General features: G+C 54.1%; 19 protein-coding genes. 11 read left to right on the forward strand and 8 right to left on the reverse strand.

Annotated elements, in window-relative coordinates; all coding sequences use genetic code 11:
- Positions 1-701, reverse strand: a 701-nt coding sequence (locus AC2FI9_RS20370) for a DUF1349 domain-containing protein (RefSeq protein WP_496770203.1), incomplete at its 3' end; no start/stop codon positions are given.
- 217 nt (positions 702-918) lie between these two features.
- On the reverse strand, positions 919-2,841 hold the full coding sequence (locus AC2FI9_RS20375; RefSeq protein ID WP_496770205.1) for an acyltransferase family protein: 1,923 nt from the start codon (positions 2,839-2,841) through the stop codon (positions 919-921).
- A 197-nt stretch (positions 2,842-3,038) separates the two neighbouring features.
- On the opposite strand from AC2FI9_RS20375, the gene AC2FI9_RS20380 reads away from it, so the two are divergent.
- The 4 genes from AC2FI9_RS20380 to AC2FI9_RS20395 are packed head-to-tail and all read left to right on the forward strand — an operon-like array spanning position 3,039 to position 6,401.
- Positions 3,039-4,631: a GMC oxidoreductase gene (locus AC2FI9_RS20380; RefSeq protein WP_496770207.1), complete on the forward strand. Its 1,593-nt coding sequence runs from the start codon at positions 3,039-3,041 to the stop codon at positions 4,629-4,631.
- Positions 4,628-5,062 carry a hypothetical protein gene (locus AC2FI9_RS20385; protein ID WP_496770209.1) on the forward strand — a complete coding sequence of 145 codons (435 nt, stop codon included), beginning with the start codon at positions 4,628-4,630 and terminating at the stop codon, positions 5,060-5,062. The genes AC2FI9_RS20380 and AC2FI9_RS20385 overlap by 4 nt, the downstream gene beginning before the upstream one ends.
- The gene (locus AC2FI9_RS20390) at positions 5,059-5,445 is read left to right on the forward strand and encodes a DUF805 domain-containing protein (RefSeq protein WP_496770213.1); all 387 of its coding nucleotides are present in this window, start codon (positions 5,059-5,061) and stop codon (positions 5,443-5,445) included. The genes AC2FI9_RS20385 and AC2FI9_RS20390 overlap by 4 nt, the downstream gene beginning before the upstream one ends.
- Positions 5,442-6,401 carry a glycosyltransferase family 2 protein gene (locus tag AC2FI9_RS20395; protein ID WP_496770215.1) on the forward strand — a complete coding sequence of 320 codons (960 nt, stop codon included), beginning with the start codon at positions 5,442-5,444 and terminating at the stop codon, positions 6,399-6,401. The genes AC2FI9_RS20390 and AC2FI9_RS20395 overlap by 4 nt, the downstream gene beginning before the upstream one ends.
- An 8-nt stretch (positions 6,402-6,409) precedes the next feature.
- Here the strand turns inward: AC2FI9_RS20395 and AC2FI9_RS20400 are convergent, their stop codons facing one another.
- Together AC2FI9_RS20400 and AC2FI9_RS20405 are read right to left on the reverse strand one after the other, a co-directional pair.
- Positions 6,410-7,333 (reverse strand): glycosyltransferase family 2 protein, encoded by a 924-nt coding sequence (locus AC2FI9_RS20400; protein WP_496770217.1) that lies wholly within the window; start codon positions 7,331-7,333, stop codon positions 6,410-6,412.
- 107 nt (positions 7,334-7,440) lie between these two features.
- A complete protein-coding gene (locus AC2FI9_RS20405) occupies positions 7,441-8,175 on the reverse strand; it encodes a sulfotransferase (protein WP_496770220.1) in 735 nt (244 codons plus the stop codon).
- 267 nt (positions 8,176-8,442) lie between these two features.
- Here AC2FI9_RS20405 and AC2FI9_RS20410 point away from each other — a divergent pair, with 267 nt between their 5' ends.
- Positions 8,443-9,996, forward strand: a complete 1,554-nt coding sequence (locus AC2FI9_RS20410) for a lipopolysaccharide biosynthesis protein (RefSeq protein ID WP_496770222.1) — start codon at positions 8,443-8,445, stop codon at positions 9,994-9,996.
- Between the two features lie 18 nt (positions 9,997-10,014).
- Here the strand turns inward: AC2FI9_RS20410 and AC2FI9_RS20415 are convergent, their stop codons facing one another.
- From AC2FI9_RS20415 to AC2FI9_RS20425, 3 genes are all read right to left on the reverse strand, one after another.
- On the reverse strand, positions 10,015-11,133 hold the full coding sequence (locus tag AC2FI9_RS20415; protein WP_496770224.1) for a right-handed parallel beta-helix repeat-containing protein: 1,119 nt from the start codon (positions 11,131-11,133) through the stop codon (positions 10,015-10,017).
- A gap of 15 nt (positions 11,134-11,148) precedes the next feature.
- Complete coding sequence (locus tag AC2FI9_RS20420) at positions 11,149-12,213, reverse strand: acyltransferase family protein (protein WP_496770226.1); 1,065 nt, start codon at positions 12,211-12,213, stop codon at positions 11,149-11,151.
- A gap of 69 nt (positions 12,214-12,282) precedes the next feature.
- On the reverse strand, positions 12,283-13,689 hold the full coding sequence (locus AC2FI9_RS20425; protein ID WP_496770228.1) for an O-antigen ligase family protein: 1,407 nt from the start codon (positions 13,687-13,689) through the stop codon (positions 12,283-12,285).
- Positions 13,690-13,814: 125 nt separating this feature from the next.
- Between AC2FI9_RS20425 and AC2FI9_RS20430 the strand changes: the two genes are divergently transcribed.
- Positions 13,815-14,594, forward strand: a complete 780-nt coding sequence (locus AC2FI9_RS20430; protein WP_496770231.1) for a sulfotransferase family 2 domain-containing protein — start codon at positions 13,815-13,817, stop codon at positions 14,592-14,594.
- Between the two features lie 40 nt (positions 14,595-14,634).
- Here AC2FI9_RS20430 and AC2FI9_RS20435 read toward each other — a convergent pair whose 3' ends face one another.
- Positions 14,635-15,513 carry a glycosyltransferase family 2 protein gene (locus AC2FI9_RS20435; RefSeq protein ID WP_496770233.1) on the reverse strand — a complete coding sequence of 293 codons (879 nt, stop codon included), beginning with the start codon at positions 15,511-15,513 and terminating at the stop codon, positions 14,635-14,637.
- A gap of 227 nt (positions 15,514-15,740) precedes the next feature.
- Between AC2FI9_RS20435 and AC2FI9_RS20440 the strand changes: the two genes are divergently transcribed.
- The 5 genes from AC2FI9_RS20440 to AC2FI9_RS20460 all read left to right on the forward strand — a co-directional run bounded on the left by AC2FI9_RS20440 (position 15,741) and on the right by AC2FI9_RS20460 (position 21,471).
- Complete coding sequence (locus AC2FI9_RS20440) at positions 15,741-16,655, forward strand: glycosyltransferase family 2 protein (RefSeq protein WP_496770238.1); 915 nt, start codon at positions 15,741-15,743, stop codon at positions 16,653-16,655.
- A gap of 118 nt (positions 16,656-16,773) precedes the next feature.
- On the forward strand, positions 16,774-17,016 hold the full coding sequence (locus AC2FI9_RS20445; protein ID WP_496770242.1) for an acyl carrier protein: 243 nt from the start codon (positions 16,774-16,776) through the stop codon (positions 17,014-17,016).
- 11 nt (positions 17,017-17,027) lie between these two features.
- A complete protein-coding gene (locus AC2FI9_RS20450; protein ID WP_496770245.1) occupies positions 17,028-18,941 on the forward strand; it encodes an HAD-IIIC family phosphatase in 1,914 nt (637 codons plus the stop codon).
- Positions 18,942-18,957: 16 nt separating this feature from the next.
- A complete protein-coding gene (locus AC2FI9_RS20455; RefSeq protein ID WP_496770248.1) occupies positions 18,958-19,908 on the forward strand; it encodes a class I SAM-dependent methyltransferase in 951 nt (316 codons plus the stop codon).
- Between the two features lie 12 nt (positions 19,909-19,920).
- On the forward strand, positions 19,921-21,471 hold the full coding sequence (locus tag AC2FI9_RS20460; protein ID WP_496770250.1) for an MBOAT family O-acyltransferase: 1,551 nt from the start codon (positions 19,921-19,923) through the stop codon (positions 21,469-21,471).
- Positions 21,472-21,473: the final 2 nt, after the last annotated feature.

Here is a 21,473-nt window from a genome sequence, read left to right on the forward strand (position 1 = left end):
AACAGATCTGCAGCGGCACTGATCACCAGCGCCACGTTCTCGTCGGTGGTTAAGCCATCATCCACCGCATCTGGCGGTGAGTTGGGCGGCAGAATTGTGCCATCTTCGTTTTCCAGCGGGCTGGCGGCGTTCTGGAAGTAATCCACCTGCGCGGTATAGCCCTCTGTGTCACCGGTGTTGCCTGCGAAGACCCCGACCTCTGTAACGGTCAAAGAATGGTCAAAGGTCCCTGCGGTTTTCCAGTTGATCCCGTCAGTGGAATATTTGAAAGTCCAGGTATCGCCCGTACGGTCGACCTGAAGATAAGGCGCGGTCCCACCCTTGATTTTGACCCGAATGGCCTGCGTCGACACACCGTCCACAGTGATCGCGGCATAAGCATAGAGCCGACTGCCGTTTGAATAAGTATCGAACCGCAGCCAGTTATCCGCGTCCTGTTCAACCAGCAGGCCCTGCAACTGATACTGCTCGGTTGGGGTGGTCAGGAACTTGGTTTCGATCTGAAAATCTTCATCGGTCGCGTTTTGCATGGCGCGCGCGGCATTGTTTTGCTGCCAGGCGTCATAATCGCCATCCGGCGTTACAAGCTCCAGATAAGCATCCGTCCCCGTCGTCCCAAGACTGGAAGATACCCCGGTCGGGCCCTCAATGCTCCACACCGAATCCAAACCGCCAGACGCAAAATCGTCGGAAATCGTCATTTATAACCACCAAAACATCGCTACTTGCTAAACTCGGCTAGTTTACACCATCTCGACCGGATAAACAAAGTCATATCACTCCAAAATTGAAGACTTGGACTCTAATTAGGACCCCACGCTTCAACTATCTCCCTTTAGCGGGCTTCCTCACCATCTCAGTAAAGCCGCTTTGTGGATGCGAAAGATTTCTGCGGTCGCAATTCTGTTTCTAAGCGGCCTAATTTGCTGAGGGCGTAGCGTGAACCAGGCTGTCCACAAAGGAGGCATGGTTCAACAACTCTAACGATCCCTGCAGCGACAAATGCCCCCCAATGCCATAAAAGACCGTTGTTTCAGCACCAACCCGACAACGCTCAGATTTGCAAAAGATTTTTTGCAAATTTACCACATCCACTCCTTTGAGCGCCTTGGCACCCTCAAGAAATTGTTGGACCTTCAACGATTCTAGGGAAAGTGCAGACGTATCATAATTGCATAAATCCATGTTTTTATAAAAGAACATTGACTTTCGGGCGCAATCCCCCGCATGCCCGTAGCTGGGCCAAGGGGGCGGAGAAATGATGAGAACCCCCACCCCTCGGGATGTGAGCATGGATAGGCTGTCAAAAAAGTAAGCGTCTACAGTAGACAGGCTGTGATGCGGTAGAATTTCCCCATCCTTTGTGAACAATTTCGATTCCATTAAATTAATAAAGGGTGACGAGATAATGACAGTCTCAATCGATGGGTTGGTGTCCAACACCGACAGCACACGGGCGTTGAAGTTCATGCAATCCTCGACCCAGCTATCATCATATCTCGGGTCTAACCTCACAATCCCGATTACCGGATTGCAGGCGCTTTTGGTGTATTGGGCAATTCCCGCCTCGGAAAATACTTCGGAGATAGCAGGCACAACCTGCATGGCGTAGCTGTCCCCCCAGACCAGAACTTGCGGCGTCTTCGTTGTTTTGCAATTGGTAAGTATGGGCGATTCACAATTTGTGGCCAGCCCTCTTACACGAACATCCGCTGCCTGTTGATCGGTCCGCGAATCGCTACCCACCGGAAACACCAACATAATAGCGGCAATTGCAACAATACCTGCACCCGCAGCTCCGCTTAGTCCGAAAATTTTATTTCTTGATCGGATGAAAGAGCGATTGCGGAAGGGCTGTTCTACAAATTTCCAACTCAGGCCCGCCAGCATCAGAGCGGTTGTCGCCAAGCCCATCATGAGTACAGGCGAGGGCTCAAACACACTGCGGATGCGTGCAAAAGCGAATAGAGGCTGATGCCAAAGATAAGCGCTGTAGCTAATGAGACCGATGGCAACAAAGGGCTTGGTGGACAGCAATGAAGTAACCCATGTCCCCGGTCCACTAAACAATATTATCAGCACCGCCCCCAGAACCGGAATCGAAGTATAAACAGAAGGGAACGGCGTTTCGTCGTCGAACATGAAAATGGCGTATGTTATTAGTAACAGGCCTATAGCTGCTAAAACGTCTGATTTTTTCTGCCCATGTTGGGTAATAATGAGCGCGCAGATTGATCCGCACAGCAACTCCCACACCCGGCTTGGTGCGAGATAAAAGTTGGCAATTGGGCTGTTCCGGGCACCCCACTCGCTCAGCAGAAAGCTCAGAATGGTACCGATCATCACTAGATACAGGGTCGGGCGTCGCCCAAACCGCCAGACTACGATCACAAACAGGGGAAATAGCAAATAATACTGTTCCTCCACCGCTAAACTCCAGGTGTGGAGCAACGGTTTTTCCTCGGCAGTTTCGGCAAAATACCCGCTTTCGCGCCAGAACAGGAAGTTCGAAACAAAGAAAATGACTGCAACCACACTTTGGGCAAAATCTACCAGCTGCACCGGTTGCATCCACATTACAGCGAAGGGGAAGCAGCAGAGCATAACCAAAAACAAGGCTGGCAGAATCCGCCGTGCCCGGCGTTCATAGAACCGGAGAATAGAAAACTCACCACGCTGCATTTCGATAACTATTAGAGACGTAATCAGGTATCCGCTGATAACGAAAAAGACGTCGACGCCGACATATCCGCCGCTGAACACATCAAGACCGGCGTGGAAAAGGATTACTGGCATTACGGCGATAGTGCGCAATCCATCGATCTCAGCGCGGTATTGCATCCGGTTTCCTGTAAACTCATTACGTTTCTTGTAAAAAAACACGCGGGCCGGTCATGTAAATTATTAACTCACTTTCAGCCGCATTAAAACATATTACAGCTATACTGACACTCAAAAAGCTACTTGCATTAGATGGGGCCGCCCCGAATATTGGTCCCAAAACTTTTAATTGGTATAATGAGAGAGAGAGTCCTTAAATGCTTTTCGATGCCCTTTCTGTCGGGCACCCCTCCGACCTTTCTTATGATATTTGCATCGTCGGCGCTGGAGCTGCCGGGATCGCGCTGGCGCTTGAATTTCTAAACACTCCAAATATTCGGGTTTGTTTACTCGAAGGCGGAGGGTTGGATTACGATGATGAGAGTCAGGATCTGTACCGTGGCGAAATCGTGGGGCGCGATTATGCAGATCTCGACACCTCCCGGCTACGCTATTTTGGTGGCACGACCAACCACTGGGCCGGGTATTGCCTTCCTTTTTCCGAAAATTCATTCGAGGCGCGCGCTTGGGTGCCACACAGCGGCTGGCCTATTACACGGCAGGATCTGACGCCGTATTATGAGCGGGCACACACCCTGTTGGGATTGCCGCGGGACGGGGATTGGTCCGCCGATGTAGGATGGACTTCCGAAGGTTTACAACGGTACTATGGGTTTCCTCGCCTGGAACAAAACTTTGAGTATTTTCAAGAAAATGCGCTCATGATCCACCCCTTGCGCATGGGCGAACATTTTCTGGAACCGCTTACCAATGCCAAGAATATTGATGTCATTCTGAATGCCAATGCGACTGAGGTTGAAACAAACGATCTTGGTGTACAGGCACGAGGGGTTCGGGTCAAAACTCTGGATGGCAAAGCCTTTATGCTGCAGGCTAATCTGGTTGTTCTGGCTGCTGGGGGGCTTGAAAATGTCCGGCTGCTACTGTCCTCGACTGCTGTACATGCTGATGGGATCGGCAATAGGAACGGTCTTGTAGGGCGTTATTTCTCGGATCACATCAACCTGGTTCCTGGCGAGATGACCGCAGTCAATCCCCGGCTTGATTTGGCCCTCTATCAACGTCGCAGTATTTCGGGCGAAACTGAATCCGTAGTCTGGCACGAACTCACGCCCGAGGCGCAAGAAACGTTTGAATTGATTCCGTGCTCGGTGCGTTTGATGAGCCGCAAAGAAGCCCTGAGTACGCAAGGCGGTCGGTCGCTCAAAGCGGTGTCCCGCAACTTGTCGCGCGGCAAGATTCCGGATGGGATCGGCGACCATGTGGCAAACATCATGATGGATATCGAACAGATCGGCTCATATTCCGCCACTTATCTTTGGCATGGGAACGCTCCCATCTCAAAAGTCGTCTACGAAATGTCGCTCGCACCCGCGCCGAACCCGGACAGCCGCGTTACTTTGGGGGCCGAGAGGGACAGGTTGGGTTTGCGTCGTCTCGAGCTCGATTGGCGGCTGAGTGATATTGATTTTAGGACTATACGCTGGGCCTCTTCGGCCTTCGCTGACACTGCTGCTGCCTACGGTATGGGCCGTTCAATGCTGGAATTGGACGACGCAGAATTGTCGGAGAATGTTCGTTGGACCTGGCATCACATGTGCACAACTCGCATGTCCGATAGCGCCACTCAGGGTGTGGTGGATAGCAATTGTCGTATTCACGACATGCAGAACCTCTATGTTGCCGGTAGTTCCGTCTTTTCGACTGCAGGATGGGGAACACCTACCTTTCTTATCATCGCACTGGCAATGCGATTAGGAGATCACCTAAAAGGACAGTTAGCTGCATGACACGGCCACGCATTCACCGCCGCTTTGTTCTCAGAGGCCTTGCCATTCTGGTTGCCGCGATATCGGCAAAACCTACGTTCGCCTTGGGCCGGTCGACCCAAGCCTGGGATTTGGCGCGACGTCTGACCGACTTGCTGCCGCATAGTGACAGCGCGGCAATCCTTGGTGCCAAGCTGGTAATGGACGGCACTGTTCCCGCAAGCTTGCCCAGCCTGGCGCAGGAGTTGCTGCGGGACGAAGAATACTCGATTATCCTCCCTCTCGGGGACGAAGAATTGCTTCGCCGCATGGCCCTCTTGTCACGCCGGGATTTTCTCGATGGCCGCACCGTTTCGGTTGCGGGCTGGCGTATTTCATGGACCGAAGCAACCTTGTCCGGACTAGTTTACCTGACCCTGCAGGAGCATGATCAGAGCGGGCTTCATTTATGACACTAGCTTCTGCCTTTACAGGGTTTTTTGGTGAAATCCTGGATGGACGTCTTGGGCGGTTGGGATTTTTGTGGCGATTTGCCGCCCTTCTCGGTATCTTCTTGGCTATATCTGTCGGGCTGGGGATGACCGGGGGAATTGCTCGGTTTGCCGGGGCCTACTTCGTTATTGTAGCCATCTTGGGCTTTACCATGGCCAACATATTTGCCAAGCGATTGCGTACCTTTGGCCTGTGGGGCTGGAGCACCCTGCTCTTGTTCATCGCGGCCGGCGCGTTGTTGGCCTCTTTTGTTCCCGGCCCTTTCGAAATTTACTATGCGTTGATCCTAGTCTTCTTGCTGGCATTTGTTCCGGGCAAATCCGGCAATCGGAGCGGAGCGTGAGCATTCCGCACGCCTTGAGTGTCAGCGTAATAATTCCGACCTACAATCGATGCGATCTTGTCTGCTGTGCGGTGGAGAGTGCGTTGGCCCAGACGCTTGCACCAACAGAAATCATCGTCGTGGACGACGGATCAATTGATGACACACGCGACACATTGCAGGCTCGGTTCGGTGGCCGTATTGAATATGTTGCTCAGCCCAATCAAGGGGTGGCGGCGGCACGCAATACTGGGATTGACCACGCATCCAGCGCTCTGATCGCCTTTCTCGATAGTGATGATGTCTGGACGCCCACAAAGTTGGAACAGCAGGTGCCACTGATGGCAGACGAAGAAATCGTACTGTCAGCGACGAATTGGGCGTGGCAGGGGGATGAACTCAGGGACCAGTACGGCAAGATCGGTCTGGCTTGCGGCGAGCCCGTCAAGGTCGAGCACGATCCGATTGTCAGGCTGTGCTCCAGAGGCGGGCACGGGCTTAACATCCAAACCTGTATTTGCCGCCGCGCTGATCTGCTGCGCTTCGGTGCCTTCAACACGAACTTGCGGATCAGCGAGGACATGGACTTGATCTTTCGCCTGGCTGACGAGGGCGCATTTGCAATCCGATCGGAAATTCTCCTCATCCGCGGTTCTGCCACCGGCGGTAACAATTTGACCAAACCGAAATCGGATGCCTGGTATGAGGAAAATATAGATAACATCTTGACCATTCTGGAAAACCGCAGATCTGCGCCAAAGAAGCGATCTCAACAATCCCGTAAGGCCTTGCGCCGCCGGATGACTCAACTCTGTGCGTTCCGTGCTAAGCTTTACGCGAAACGTAGAGATTATCGCCAAGCCCGACGTGTCAGCCGACAAGGCCTTTCCGGCATGGTTCCGTCAAAACACATGCTGGTCTGCGCAGCAGGAATACTCTGCCCACAACTCCTGCTTTTGAAGAGGCGCAAACCGTAGCGGAGTGACTATTTTCTGTTCGCTCCCAGCATCTTTCTACGCTGATGCGGATTTGACTCCCCGAACACAACAGTTTCCGCTGCAACCCGCACATTCTGCAGCAGTCGTCGTCGGCGTTTATAAGTTTCACGTAGCAGCGCCGAGTAACATTGCATTCGTGTAGAGAATTCGAGTTCAAGGCCGCGGGGCGTCTGCCAAGCCTCACGCATGAAATACCAATCGGGGAAAGTGATCTTTTGGGGCTGGCCAGTGAACCATTGTTGGTAGGCTTGGCTGTTCGATACCAACGCCGTTGACTGCTTGGCATGGCGTCGCAGCACAAATAGAGGTTCGGACACGATGCCAAAGGCACCCAACAGAGCGAGACGAAACAAAAGAACGTTATCCCCGCCACGATGGTTGCCGATCAACCGGGTTCGTTCCAGCGCATCCCGGCGGATCAAACCGAACACTTCGTAGCAGCGATGCCCTTTTTGCACAACCTGTCGGAACCGATCAGCAGCGCCCTTGCCCAACATGTCAATTTCTGGAACAAACAATTCCTCCTCACCGGTTTCGTCGTGCAGGATTTTTGTTTGCGAATGGCAAAGGACTAGATCGGGATTGCGTTCTAACTCTTCAAACGTTTTTTGCAGGAATTCTGGTTCTAACAGGTCGTCACAAGCGCACCATTTAAAATAGTCGCTGCTCGTGTCATAGAAGGAAAAATTGAAGTTGTTAGCCGCACCCACGTTTTCTTCCTGTACAAAGACCCGCACCCTCGAATCTTGCGCGGCATAATCCTGACATATTTCAGTCGTTCGGTCGGTTGAGGCATTATCTGAAATGGCGAGCTCGAAATCCCCGAAGGTCTGAGCCAGAATAGAATTTATGCACTCTTCAATGTACGCTTCCCCGTTGAAGACCGGAAGCCCAAGACACACTCTCTTCATTTACCGGAAAACCTTTCGTTGATCTGCGCTCGACATCTGCCGACCACGCAAACATCTCTTTTCCTCAATACCTGCAATCGCGTTCAAAACAGTTTCACCCCCGCACGTCAGACGTATTTGTGGACAAAAGAAGTATCCGCCGGGAAGCGCTCATAATCCTCACGCGTCTTAAGGGATGGGCAATATATATCATTTTTCCACTCATGTTCCGCGACGCCAAGACCGTTCAGGGTCGCCGCAATCATATCCGGGTTTTTTAAAGCTTTAGTCGCTATTGGATTGCGGTTTGCATGCGGCTTACTGACATGCGCTTCGCTTCCTAGAAAATCGGCAATCCGGGATGCGGCATCCGGGTCTCGGATAAAATTTATCAGCAATAAATCGTCAGGCCTATTCCTAAAATAGGACAGAACATCCAGATGGTATTCATCGCGACGACGCAGCCAAATACGGGCGGAACTCTCTTTGGCTGACCATAGCGGGTGCCGTTTCTTTTTCTTAGGTAAGCGCTTGATATGCTCTATTCTGCTATCAAGCCAAGCATCAAGATCGCGCACCTGCAAAATAAATTTCGAATTTGGAAACAATCGGTCAAGTTTGCGGATATCGTCAGGAGGGCCATCGGTAAAACAATCATAGCGATAAAAGATCGCCTGATGTGACGTATCGCGCCACTTTATCCCATGGTAAGAGCGATATCCAAGATCCTGAAAGATTTTATGGATCGAGGTTGTGCCGGTCTTGTTCTCACCTATTGCAAAGATTTTTCGGGCTTTTCGCCCCGCCAAGATACTTCGCAGTTGCATCGTCTGGTCCGCAATAAATCCAGTCAAATCTAGCATCACGCCAACCTTTCAATTCATAAAATCCAATCCGACGCAAATCTATGAAGACTCTTGCATGGTGCGCGCAGCATTCCAACCGCAATTCAAATGATGTACCGATACTCGATCGCATGGGATCGCCAGCTTGCCGTCATGATAGACAAACTATATGAAGTCTCATACTGCCTGCATCATACAAAAATCAGGACATTATTTTGGTAAAGTGGACAGACATTTCCTGTATTTCATGGCAGGAGTAAACGTTTACATGCGGACCAGAGGGCCATGAACGTGCCGCGCAACAACAGCGTAAGCCGTTTTGTAGTAAACGCAACCAGTTCGGTGCTAACTGTAATTCTTCGACTGACCGCCTTAGTCTGGGTCAACCAATATCTACTGCAGCGTATTGAGCCGTCAGAATATGCACTACTCCCAGTCATAACCTCACTGCTGATCATTGCTGAGTTGTTTCCCAATGTTTTTCTGCGGGGGCTATCACGCTTCATGGTCGAGGCCGACGCGCGTAGAGACGGCGACGCTTTAACAACTATTGTTTCTTCGATGTTTCCGGTGTTGGTCACTGTGGCGCTAGCGCTATTTTCCGCAGGCCTCTATTTGGCAATGCATATTGACTGGGTGATCAATGTTGATCCTCAATACCGAACCGAAGCACAAATGATGCTGTTGATGCTGGTCAGCATCCTGTGTCTGAGGGTCGCCACCACACCTTTTCGGGTCGGACTGCATGTGCGCATGCGCTTTGTCGAGCAGAACATTATTCTGCTGGGATCGGAAATTCTGCGGATCGCCATTCTTGTAAGCCTTTTATTCGGGATCAGCGCCCAAGTCTTGTGGGTTGTGGTGTCTACCACCATCGGGGGACTCGCCAATATGCTTGTGCTGATCCTCTACACCCTATCGATATTGCCGGAAGCCCGCTTCCGCCTGTCTCACATTTCGGGAGCAATAGTTCGGCGTCTGCTGAACTTTAGTCTTTGGACCCTGTTTGAAGGTCTTAACAAGATGGTTCTGCAAGCTGCACCTGCATTGCTGCTCAATCGCTACAGCAGTGCTATAGACGTGTCTTCGTTTCACGTTGGAAATCTGGCAAACACACAAATCCGCAAACTGATCCTCGCCGCTGAAACACCGGCCAAACCAGCGCTTACCACCATATACGCAACCGAGGGTGAAGACGCTCTACAGAGTTTCTACTATCGTGGCGGGCGTTACTATCTTTGGGCTGCGCTGTTCCTATTACCGCCCCTGTGTGTTTTCGCCACACCTCTGATCGAGCTTTATGCAAGCAAAAAATACATCTCGGCAGCAGGTGCAATGACACTTCTGCTTGCCACGTATCCGTTCATCTGGGCCAGTGCAATGTTTTATCAGGTTGCATATTCCATCGGTCGTATCCGTGCTTTCAACCTGTGCATGATGGCGCTCAGCCTGACAGCCCTCGTCGGAATGTGGTATTTCGTGGTGGTCCGGGACATGGGCGCGATTGGTGCGGCGCTGGGGCTTGGTGGTGCCTACGCACTTGTCCACCTTCTGATCATGTGGCCCTTTGGCCTAAAGTTGATAAAAGGCAAATGGTCGATATTTTTGCGCAAAACGCTTCTGCCCGGGCTGACCCCTTTTGCGCTAGCGACTGGAGCCTGTTATGGCTATCTACAGATTTCCCCGCTTGCTACCTGGCTGCAGTTCTTTGGCGGTTGCGCGGTCTCTGCCATTATCTATGCCCTAGTACTCTTCGGCACCTGTATCGATCATGAGGACCGAAAGCTTCTTCGGCGCGCACGCAACAAGATCGCCAGCCGCCTGAACCGTGACAAATAGGATGATCGGGAAACTGCCCTACCCGTCGTTCTGTAATTCCATTAGTCGGGTATGCGCGCCATAGCTTTCCGCCGGGCTGCCTTGCACGGGCCGCAGGTTGTAGATGGTGATAGGCTGGCCCTCCTGAAGCCCGGTGAACAAATCTGAATAGTAGAACCTGCCCTGTGGTTCGAGATGCTGCATGACGATGTTTTCATATTTCAGCGCTCCTTTTTTCCCGGATACGATATTAGATTGCACAATCGCACCGGAAGGCACCGAAATCCGTGTTGCTGGTCTTTTGGCGCTAAATGCGTTGATCAGCGTATTGTCCTGAACAGAAATATTCTTGCCATCTTTGACCCTGATCCCGTTGGCCATCCGTGTGTAGATGATGTTCTGCCGGATGCTGAGAGTGCTGTGTCCGCCTTCGCCCCCAAAAAAAATCCCTTGCATGTCGAACCGGTTCTGCAACAGCAGGATATTTCCGGTAATTTCGAGATTTTTGGACGGCGTTCCCTGGAATTGCATGAAGTCTGCATGCGTATCTTCGCTCGGGTAGAAATGCGTCGGCCCAATATTGTTGCGGATTATGCCATCGGAAACGGCCCCAAATTTGAACGCATCTGCTCCGATATAATCTATTCTGTTGTCAGCCAATGTGAAACGGGCCGTACCAAAGTTTCCGATCCCGTTCAGAACATCATGGATATAGCTGTTCGCAACTGTGATTTCTTCACTCTGGTCGCGGATTTCGATGCCAAACTTGACTGCATTCACCGGCGCAACACGATTAAGCGGGCCGCTAATGTCTGCGTCAACGATTTCTACATTCTGGCTTTGCATGATCCGCACGGCCGACCGCCCTCCTATGGCTTCGACCCGGATGCCGCTCAGCCGCAGGTTGCGGACCTCCGAAATATACAGCTGATCAAAACGGGCTTCGCCGTGGGCATTGAGGGTCACCATTTTATCAAAGGACAAACCATGCAAATGAACGCTGCCATAGTCACCGGGGGCCAAATCGATACGGTCTCCGGCCGCGGCTTGAGCCAGATCGTCCTGCAGGATAGTGGCTAGATCCTCAGCGCGCCCTAATCCTGCCCACACACTGATCATCATTAAAAAGCCTGGCAGCAGCAAAATACTCTGTCGCATTCCTCCCCCTCTTTCCTAAGTGCAATCAGTTCCAGACACGGTGGTGACAGGCCGAGCATGAAAGCGTCGTTCCATGCGCCGCCCAAAGCGCATCAATGGGCCTTCGAAGAGTCGAAACGACAACACAGCTTGGGCCTGTGTCATAATCAGTGCAACCGTTACAACCCCCCAAAACGACAGCACTGAAGCTGGCTGAAACACACCCGGTACTCTTAGTAGAAGTTCAATATTGAACAAGTGAAATAGGTAGGTGAAATAGGAATAGAATCCAATCGCCGAAAACCATGACAGCGCCTGACCTCCAGCGTCTTTATAATAAGTCTCACACACCACTATTAAAAGGCAGGTGATCAAAGCGATGAATGTGTACTTCAACGAACTCCAAAGCGCGACATCCCAGAATACGAAAAGGTATGATAGCCCTGCGAGCAAGGCCAGTGTCCAAATCAGCGGTGTGCTCGCCGCGCGGCGCTGCATGCAGACCGCGACAATCCCACCTATGGCGATAGAATCGATCCGGGCCGGCGGGAAGTTATAAACAGCTTCGAAGCCGGAAAGATTGAGGTGCAGCCGCAATGCCATTGAGGCGATGCTGATCAGAACCAAGAACGCGGTGAAATTCCGACGCAAAGTCCAGGCTGCCAACCCGAAGAGAATATAGGCGAACTCCTCTACCGAAAGTGACCATGTGATGGTGTAGGGAACGGCCTCAGGACCGTCGAAAAAGATCATCCACCCTGTAAGGAACAGATAGTTGATCCAGACCCGACCGACATTCTCCTGTTCGAACCCTAGAACCAAACTCGAGCACAGAAACAATGTCACCGCGACCATGTAGAGAGGCACAATCCGGAACACGCGACGCAAAAAGAAAACCTTAATACTCTCCGTATCCGACCGTCGCAGCAGGAAACCGGTGATCAGATAGCCGCTGAGTGGAAAGAATACATCCACCCCAAGTAGGCCGTAGCGCCGGGCAAACTGGGCTACTGGATCCAGATTGGCAGCGTCATAACGCGTGGCAACATGGTAGGCGAGAACGGCCAAGATAGCGAACGCACGAATGCTGTCCAACGGCATTGAGCGTTTTTTTCTGAATACGGCTTCGGGGGCAGAAGATGGCGGATTATTCGACATGCAGCCACCGCATCACTTCTGCACGATCATAGGCGCAGAACGCGTATACCGCACGGCTTGGGCAGGAAAACGGGAATAGCGCAGTGGTCGCTCTTCTTCGGCAAGGGCTGTTTCGATATGTGGATCCTGCTTCGGGTTGGCCGTTAAGAACCATAATCCACTTCCTAACATGAAAAGGACCATTGAATACACTTCGCCCCAGATTGCGACCGTGCCCAACACCAGCATGACACTGATAAGCGTGAATATCCATGACCGCCGCAACGCGACCAACTCAGGGTCTGCACTGAAATCGCGACGCCCAGCAAGAATCATAGCCACCACAAAGGCACCTGCCAGCAACAGAAATGCCGGCATCCCAAAACGAACTGCAACAAAGAGCCAAAAATTGTCGACACTGCCCGTCATCCATGCAGGCAGGGGCCAAGAATTGTACCCAACACCAAAAACCGGCGCGCGTTGAATCTGCTCAACGCCATAATTAAACAATATCCGTCGGGAGAAAGCAGTGGAGGGATTGAACGATATTCGCGTCACTATCGCATAGATAGCCGAGCGTGTTGAGGCCAATTCAGCCACCACATATGCGGAGATCGAAATTACCCAGAAAACGGTCCAACGATTGGAAACCCGCTTAAAAAGGATCGACCAACCGATCAGCCCGACTTGGGCCATCACGGCCAATACTGGCCCACTGGAAACCGAGAAAAAACAGCACACTCCAACGATACCAGTCAGTGCGGTACGACGAAACCAACCCAAGCGCTCCGTTAGCCCGACATATACTAGCGAAAACATCAGAGAGCAGTAGATTCCATAATGAATCGGGTGTGGGAATACAAATTGCGCACGCCACAGCCCGAACCGCGGGTCATGGTTGATATCTCCATGAGACCGAAGCCCGGGAAGCTGCGCAACCCAGCGCGGAATGGTGGTCTTGCTAGTAATCACCTCATAAAACACAAAAGGCAAAGATAGAACAACAATCCAGGCCAGAAAGCGGATCATGGCAACAAAAGTAGCCTTGTCCCGGATCGTCGCCCGCGCGGTCAGGTATCCGCCCAGCAAGATCACAGTATTCGAGCCGGTATACTCGATTGCCACACGGGGCGTGTGATTGACCAGCATGGCCAATGTCATCCATGCCGCATAGCCAAAAATCAGGAAATCCGGTGCCGACAACCGCCCATACTTACCGCGCAGCAGATTCACGGTCAGGACCGGGACAATAAAAAGGAACAACAACTTGGATGGTGTAAGAACGACCGAGCCCACCGAAAAAAAAGCGGGGAAAAGCAACGCGATCAGAACGAGTTTGGTCAGAAACGGCAGCCTTGCTTTTTCCCCCGCGCCCGACTGACCCGTCGCATCGTTGTGCGCTGGTGCTGCGCCTCTTTGGCTGCCGGTCACGGTCTGCATTACAAACCGCCCCGCAAAAACAGTTCCCGTTGAACTCCCATAGCTCCATGCCTAGCATTGCCTGTGACAGAATACAGGGCCGCGCAAGCAAATTTGATGGCCGATATCGACTGGAGATTATGTTTATGCCGATTACCCGCATCGGGCCCAAGCTGGTCTATTTTGCCCATATCCCCAAATGCGCTGGCAGTTCGGTCGAAGATTACATGAGCGAACGGTTCGGACCTCTGGCTTTTCTGGACCGGAAATATTTGTCCGTGGACCCGGACGGGCGCTGGTCCAATACCTCGCCACAGCATGTGGACTGGGCCATGCTGGAACGTCTCTTTCCCGTGGGCTTTTTCAGCGACATCTTCACCGTGGTGCGACACCCGCTGGATCGGGCCGTCAGCGCCTATCGCTTCCAATCCGAAGTTGAAGGAACTGTCGATCAGGGCACAAGCTTTGGTGAGTGGCTGCAATCCGAAGCCGATCTTTGGGCGACAAGCCCGTACAGGCATGACAATCACAGCCGTCCGCAAGCCGATTTCCTGCCACCGTCCGGAGGGCCTGATTGCGCCATTTTCCATCTCGAACACGGGCTGGATGCGCTTATTCCCTATTTTGACGCGTTGGCCGGAACGCAAGCCAAGCCGCGTGCCATGGGGCATGCCCTGCGCGCCAGCGCTCCAAAGAGCGGTGCGTTCAAACCGGACGCGGCCGACCGCGCGCTTGTCGCCAGGATTTATGCCGCCGATTTCGAGCGATTTGGATACGTGCCGGCCACCCGGATGCCACTGGCCCTTGCACCGGAGCTTTCCGCTGACTTCCTTGCGGAAAACGCGGCGGCGCAGGCGCAGGCGAAACGGCCGCTGTATCAGCTGGTAGCACGCGCGCGGCGCCGGGTTCGGAGATGGCAGGGGTGAAAAGAACCCGTTCCTGTGTTCAGGTATTCCCGGCATGGGATCAGCTTATCTTGCTCTTCACAAGCCGCCACAGAAATCCGGGGTTGTGCCGCAACCCTGTCAGATAAAAGCGACGCGCCATTTTGCTTTTGCCGTGCCGGGCCAGAATACGGCCAATGCGCCACATCATTATCCCATAGGCATCAGGATAACGCGCATAGGCCTCTCGGTTTCGCTTCACAATCCGGATCAACCCGATCGCCTTGGCACGTTTCAGTTTCGAGATGCCGTCGGGCGAGGAAAACGCCATGACCACCGGTTCGGGGTATTCCGCGATTTTCGTGTGTTGCGCCAGCGACGAACTGAACGCCCAGTCGGCGTTCGATCGGGTGACATCATCGAACCACAACGGCTCCGGATAACAATCGCGTCGAAACAAAGCGTTTTGCAGACTGATGCGGTTTTCGATCAGATATTTGCGAACCTGATCCTCATGCGGCTTCATGATGCGATGTGGCGGTGGCCGCATCGAAACCAGACCGACCCCATAGGAACCATCTGGCCCGCTGCCGTAAAGCACCTTGGAATGGATGACGGCCCCTACCTCGCGCGGGGCCGCTTCCAACAAATCCACCTGCATTTGAAGTTTGCCGGGCAGCCACAAATCATCGCTGTCCTGAAAGGCTATATAGCGCCCCTTGGCCGCAGTCAGGCCGGTATTGCGCGCGGCGGAGGCGCCACCATTCTTCTCGCGCTTGATGTAGCGAACCCGTGAATCCCCGATTCCATCTACAATAGGCTGCAAATCCTCGGTCGAGGCGTCATCGACGACAATCAATTCGAGATCACGGTATGATTGGTTAAGAACACTGCGCATCGAATCTTCAAGACTGGCGCTGCGATTATAAACCGGCAGAATAACCGAAACGGCTGCACTCATAGACTGCCTCACTTAAAAAATAACTGCGGTGCAGCATAACATGCTGCTGCGGCACGCACCATCAGCAACACCGCTCAATCCCGGAGGGGTGGACGTTCGCACAACAATACCTCACTTTTTCCAAAAATTTACATCACGAAGCAACAATGCCGCCATTTCAATACGGACCGCTAGGTTTGTTCTTGGGGGGGTTATAATATCATTTACAGGACCAGAGACATTAGATCATGCCCGACATCTTCCAGCTGAGCGTTATCATTCCACACCTCAATGCACCGGATGCCTTGCACAGATGTCTGACGGCGCTGGCGCAACAGGCAGATGACGGGGTTTCTTTTGAGGTCATCGTTGTCGACAACGGCTCGGCTGAAACGCCGGACGAGATCTGCGCCGCTTTCCCCTTTGTCCGCCTCGCCCATGAACCGACCCCAGGACCCGGTCCCGCGCGCAGTCGCGGGGCTGCGCTGGCCAGGGCTGAACTGCTGGCCTTCATCGATTGCGACTGCATTGCGCAGCCCGGCTGGATTAGCGGCATCGTCGATTATTTCAGCCACCAACCCGACACGGGCGTGATTGGCGGCGATGTCAGGATTTCACGCGTTAACCCTGATGCAGCCAACGCAATCGAGGCTTATGAAAGTGTCTACGGGTACCGCATGCAGCTTTATATTGTGCGGGATGGCTATGCTGCGACCTGCAACATGGCGGTGCGGCGCGAAGTGTTTCGCAAGGTGGGCGATTTTGCTGGAATCACAATCGCCGAGGATGTGGACTGGGGGCGCCGCGCCACCACGCTTGGAATACAAACTCGTTATGTGCCGCAAATTGCAATCAAGACGCCGGCGCGCAGCTCCTTCCGTGAGCTGACCCGAAAATGGGATCGTCATATTGGCCACGACTTTGCTGAAATTTCAGGCATCGACGGACAGCTGCGGTGGAGTGCTCGCGCACTGATGCTGGCGGCGTCCCCTATGGGTGAAGTGCTGCGCATCTTCCGCTCGGACCGTGTTTCGGGGGTGCGGGAACAGTTTCTGGCACTGTTTTGCCTGACACGTATCCGCCTTTACCGGTGCCGCCGCATGTTTGCGCTTTTGTTCGGCCGGGACGCGCAGGCCGCGTCTGCCTGGCGGCAAGGAAGCTGATCCGCATGTCACACAAAGCCCCATCGTCGCAAAACCGCTTGTTACTGAACCCAGATGGGGTACAAGTTTTCAAGCAGATTTATTTCAAGCAATCAGTGAAAATACAGCAAAGAGTGCCATGACCAGAGAAGCCATTTTTAACGATTTGAACGAGATTTTTGCCGACGTTCTTGATCTCGACGACCTGTCTCTGACAGAAACAACCACCGCGGACGAGGTCGAGGAATGGGACAGCCTGAGCCATATCCGCCTGGTTGTGTCGATCGAACAGCATTACGGGTTCAAATTCTCAACCGCTGAGATCGAGGCACTGAAGTCGGTGGGAGATCTTGTAGACTGCATTCAGGAAAAAACCGGTTAGCGGAGTGGATCATGGCTGTGTTCTCTATCGAAGGGCTCCACTGGTTGCGTCCTGCTCCATCAGATTTTCGCGCCAGGTTGCGCGCACTTGATCCCGCCACAGAAACCGGCGCGATGGCCGTGCTGGCCAATCACGCGCTTGATCTCAATAAGCTGACCCAACTGAACCGGGCGATGGACAAGGTGGACCCGGCACAGGCGAAAAGTGCATCGCTGTCCCCGGTTCGCCTTGCTGTGCTGGCGGATGCGACCACCGAATATACGGCCCCCGCGATCCGTGCCAGCGCGCTGCGCCACGGAGTTTTCGCCACGCTCTACGTACCGGACTATGGTCAGGCTACGCAGGAAGTGCTGAATCCTGAAAGCGGGTTGGCCAGTTTTGGCGCTGACATGGCGTTGCTGGCGCCGGACTATCGCAGTCTGGGACTGGCCACGGTGCATATGGACCCTGCGGCAGCCGAAGCAGCAGTGGCAGGTGCTATGGCCCATATCCGCAGCCTGCTTGACGGGCTGGCGCGCTCTGCGATCCCGACAGTTATCCTGCAAACCCTGCCTATTCCTCCCGATCCCTGGTGTGGGCACCATGATCGCCGGGCCCCAGGCTCGATTGCGGCACAGATCGCTGCCTTCAATGAAGACCTCCTGGCGCTGACTGAAGAATACTCCGTTACCTTGCTGGACATTGCTGCGCTGGCCGACACGGTTGGCCGGGCGCGCTGGTTCGATCCCGCTTATTGGCACCGGGCAAAACTTCCTTTCTCACTTGATTGTGTCCCCCTTTATGCTGATCACGTCGCCCGGATACTGGGCACATTGCGCGGCAAAGCGCGCAAATGCTTGGTTCTGGATCTCGACAATACATGCTGGGGCGGTGTTATCGGTGATGACGGGATCGACGGTATCCGCGTCGGGCAGGGTACGCCGGAAGGCGAAGCCTTTCTTGCAATTCAGCGATATGCGCTGGACCTCAAGGCACGCGGTGTGGTGTTGGCGGTCTGTTCCAAAAACGAAGAAGACGCGGCACGCCTGCCCTTCCAGAAACATCCCGACATGCTGCTGCGTGAAGACGATATTTCGATCTTCATCGCCAACTGGACCGATAAGGCCAGCAACATCCGCCATATTGCGCGGTTGCTCAATATCGGCACCGATGCGCTAGCGTTCCTCGACGACAATCCGGCCGAACGCGAGCGGGTGCGCCAGATGCTGCCCGAGGTCGCCGTACCCGAATTGCCGGACGACCCCGCATTTTACCCGACCGCATTGGCTCAGGCCGGGTATTTTGAGACCACCGGCCTGTCAGCCGACGATGCGCAGCGTGCCGAGCAATACCGTGCCAACGCCGCCCGCAGCGTTGCGATGGAAGCTATTGGTGACTACGGCGCGTATCTGGAATCACTCGACATGGTGTGTGAAGCGCGCGGTTTCGATGATGTCGGTCGAACCCGTATTGCTCAGTTGATTAACAAATCCAACCAGTTCAACCTGACTACGCGCCGCTATACCGAGGCCGAAGTGGCCCGCATGCAGCAGGATCCGGATCTGTTCACATTACAGATACGGCTGGCTGACAAATTTGGTGACAACGGCATGATCTCGGTGTTGATCTTCCGCAAGGGCCCTGAGGACTGGACCTGCGACACATGGCTGATGAGTTGCCGGGTGTTGGGGCGCCGCGTCGAAGAAGCTGCCCTGGGGCTTGTCGCCGAGGCAGCGCGCCGAGCAGGAGCCAGGCGGCTGGTCGGCGAATACATTCCATCCGAGAAGAACCGTATGGTGTCGGGACATTTCGAGAAGCTGGGATTTTCAAGAACCGCTGAAGACGCTGACGGGCGCACGGTCTGGCACCTTGATCTCACCAGCTATGACACCCCCACTGAATTGCCAATGACATTAAACGGCCCGCGCGCCGATGCAGCCGCCTGAAAAATTGGATTACTCGATGTCTTCGCCTTCTTCCGATCCCTCTTCTGACCTCCTGGCAGCTGACCAGCCCGCAACCCGTCGTATCGTCGAGGCAGTCATGGCGCTCTGGCCTGAGCATGAGCGCTATATTCGCAAAAGCCTTGCGGGTCGCGATGCCGATATGATGCGCACCACCGAAGCCCTGGCCGACGCGGTGCTGTTGCTGGTCGGCGACCGGCTGGACACCATCGCGGCACATTATCGCTGGACCTGCGACCGGTTGCGTGAAGAAGAATTGTTTTTCCACCGCGAAGGCCGGTATCGCCTGTCGACTTTCGCCGAAGCCGATGCAGAGGTCTATTCCGATGCCGACTATATGGAAAAATACATGGATGGGCTGCTGTTCAGTCAGGTGCTGTGGTTTAATCATGCGGCAAGCTGCCATTTCTTCCTGACCGAGGTACCCGCCCTTCTGCGCCCAGGCGGCCATCTGCTGGAGGTCGGGCCGGGTCACGGGCTAATGATGTCGCTGGCCCTGCGCGACTTTGGACTGTCGAGCGCTACCGCCTGGGATTTGTCGCAGGTCTCGCTGGATCAAACCCGTGCGGCACTGGAGCGGCTGGGTCATCATGATTGTCATTTTGCGGTTCAGAACGTCATGGATGTGCCCGCTGACTCACCACCGGCAGATCTGGTGGTACTGTCCGAGGTGCTGGAACATCTGGAAGACCCAAAATCGGTCATGCGCAAGCTGCACGCTCAGGTTCGCCCTGAAACAGGCCGCATCTTCATCAACGTGCCGATCAACAGCCCCTCGCCCGATCACCTCTACCTGATGCGGACGCCCGATGATGCGCGCGCGCTCCTTAACGATACCGGGTTCGAGATTCTGAAAGACGGTTTCTTCGCCACCCAAGGCACCGCATTGGAACGAGCGCTGCGCAACAAGATTTCCGTCTCGGCCTGCATGATTGCCCGCCCGGTCTGATCGTATCCGTTCATGCTGTTCAATTCCCTTCCGTTTGTTTTCATTTTCCTGCCACTGACGCTAGCCGGCTATTACCTGCTGATCCGGATGGGGCTGAAACAGTGGATTTTCCTGTTTCTGGTCATCGCCTCGCTGATCTTCTACGCAGTCTGGAATCCGCCCTATGTTCTGCTGCTGATCCTGTCGGTTCTGGGCAATTATCTCACCGGACTGTGGATCGAGCGGACACGGGATAACGGAAGCGGCTCAGGCTGGGCCCTGGCCCTAGGCGTTGTCGGTAACCTGCTGGTGCTGGGCTGGTTCAAATATGCCAACTTCTTCGTCGACAACGCGAATATACTGGGGGTCGGTCTGCATCTGGAAAGGATCATCCTACCGCTCGCCATCTCATTCTACACTTTCCAGCAGATAGCCTTTCTTGTGGATGTCTCGCGCGGCGAGATTCGCACAGGAGGAATCTGGCGCTATGCCACGTTCGTGATTTTCTTTCCGCAGCTCATCGCGGGTCCGATCGTGCATTACAAAGAGATGATGCCGCAATTCTTCGGACGCAATCCGGGGCGTTTTGTGACCGCGAATCTAACCGTCGGATTGGTGATATTCGCAATCGGCCTGTTCAAGAAGACGGTCATCGCCGATAGCGCCGCGCTTTATGCCAGCCCGGTTTTCGACGCTGCGCAGGCTGGGAGCACAATAGGCTTGCTGGCCGGATGGAAGGCCGCGCTGGCCTATACGGTGCAGCTTTATTTTGATTTTTCGGGCTATTCCGACATGGCCATCGGCCTGGCGCGCATGTTCGGTATCAAACTGCCGGTCAACTTCCATTCACCGCTGCGCGCCGCCTCGATTATCGAATACTGGCGGCGCTGGCATATCACCCTGCAGCAGTTCATCGTATCCTATATGTATCAGCCGCTGGTATTGCCCCTGTCACGGCTGGCCGCACAATGGCGGCTGGGGAAATGGGCATCCTTCTCGGTAACGGTCGCCGCACCCACGGTTGTTTTGTTTGTGGTGATCGGCCTTTGGCACGGGGCCGCCTGGACCTTTGTGTTGTTTGGTCTGATGCATGGCACATATCTGGCGATCAACGAGTTCTGGCGCGCGCTGCGGCGCAAGGCGCGCCGTAAAAGTGGCGTTCCCGGCTCCAGCATGGCGTTGTACCACGCCGTGACACTGATTGCTGTGATCTTCGCCAACGTCATGTTCCGCGCCGACAGCCCCGCTGCGGCGGCCGCTATCTGGCAGGGTATGACCCGCCTGGACGAGATCGCAAACTTGCCTGCTGTGCTGCCTGCCAAAACTGCCGAACTGATAACCGAGCCCGGGCTATTTCTGCTGGGTGCCGCCACGCTGATTTTCCTGTGCCCGAATACACAGCAGATCATGGGACGGTATTCACCGATCCTGCATTGGAATCGCTGGCGCACACGAGCCCCGGCGCTGCTGCACCTGCAATGGCGCCCGACCCTGCCCTGGATGATCTGGACCGGCGTGGTTCTGTTTCTTGGGCTTGCTTTCATCCTGCGCGGGCAGTCAGAGTTTATTTATTTCAACTTCTAGGA

This window comes from Ruegeria sp. CDSA246 (assembly GCF_059611225.1).

Excerpts from the sequence above, each read along its gene's own strand:
- AC2FI9_RS20375 (WP_496770205.1), bottom strand. The coding sequence starts at position 2,841 with ATGCAATACCGCGCTGAGATCGATGGATTGCGCACTATCGCCGTAATG.
- AC2FI9_RS20380 (WP_496770207.1), top strand. The coding sequence starts at position 3,039 with ATGCTTTTCGATGCCCTTTCTGTCGGGCACCCCTCCGACCTTTCTTAT.
- AC2FI9_RS20385 (WP_496770209.1), top strand. The coding sequence starts at position 4,628 with ATGACACGGCCACGCATTCACCGCCGCTTTGTTCTCAGAGGCCTTGCC.
- AC2FI9_RS20390 (WP_496770213.1), top strand. The coding sequence starts at position 5,059 with ATGACACTAGCTTCTGCCTTTACAGGGTTTTTTGGTGAAATCCTGGAT.
- AC2FI9_RS20400 (WP_496770217.1), bottom strand. The coding sequence starts at position 7,333 with ATGAAGAGAGTGTGTCTTGGGCTTCCGGTCTTCAACGGGGAAGCGTAC.
- AC2FI9_RS20405 (WP_496770220.1), bottom strand. The coding sequence starts at position 8,175 with ATGCTAGATTTGACTGGATTTATTGCGGACCAGACGATGCAACTGCGA.
- AC2FI9_RS20410 (WP_496770222.1), top strand. The coding sequence starts at position 8,443 with ATGAACGTGCCGCGCAACAACAGCGTAAGCCGTTTTGTAGTAAACGCA.
- AC2FI9_RS20415 (WP_496770224.1), bottom strand. The coding sequence starts at position 11,133 with ATGCGACAGAGTATTTTGCTGCTGCCAGGCTTTTTAATGATGATCAGT.
- AC2FI9_RS20420 (WP_496770226.1), bottom strand. The coding sequence starts at position 12,213 with ATGCCGTTGGACAGCATTCGTGCGTTCGCTATCTTGGCCGTTCTCGCC.
- AC2FI9_RS20425 (WP_496770228.1), bottom strand. The coding sequence starts at position 13,689 with ATGCAGACCGTGACCGGCAGCCAAAGAGGCGCAGCACCAGCGCACAAC.
- AC2FI9_RS20430 (WP_496770231.1), top strand. The coding sequence starts at position 13,815 with ATGCCGATTACCCGCATCGGGCCCAAGCTGGTCTATTTTGCCCATATC.
- AC2FI9_RS20435 (WP_496770233.1), bottom strand. The coding sequence starts at position 15,513 with ATGAGTGCAGCCGTTTCGGTTATTCTGCCGGTTTATAATCGCAGCGCC.
- AC2FI9_RS20440 (WP_496770238.1), top strand. The coding sequence starts at position 15,741 with ATGCCCGACATCTTCCAGCTGAGCGTTATCATTCCACACCTCAATGCA.
- AC2FI9_RS20445 (WP_496770242.1), top strand. The coding sequence starts at position 16,774 with ATGACCAGAGAAGCCATTTTTAACGATTTGAACGAGATTTTTGCCGAC.
- AC2FI9_RS20450 (WP_496770245.1), top strand. The coding sequence starts at position 17,028 with ATGGCTGTGTTCTCTATCGAAGGGCTCCACTGGTTGCGTCCTGCTCCA.
- AC2FI9_RS20455 (WP_496770248.1), top strand. The coding sequence starts at position 18,958 with ATGTCTTCGCCTTCTTCCGATCCCTCTTCTGACCTCCTGGCAGCTGAC.
- AC2FI9_RS20460 (WP_496770250.1), top strand. The coding sequence starts at position 19,921 with ATGCTGTTCAATTCCCTTCCGTTTGTTTTCATTTTCCTGCCACTGACG.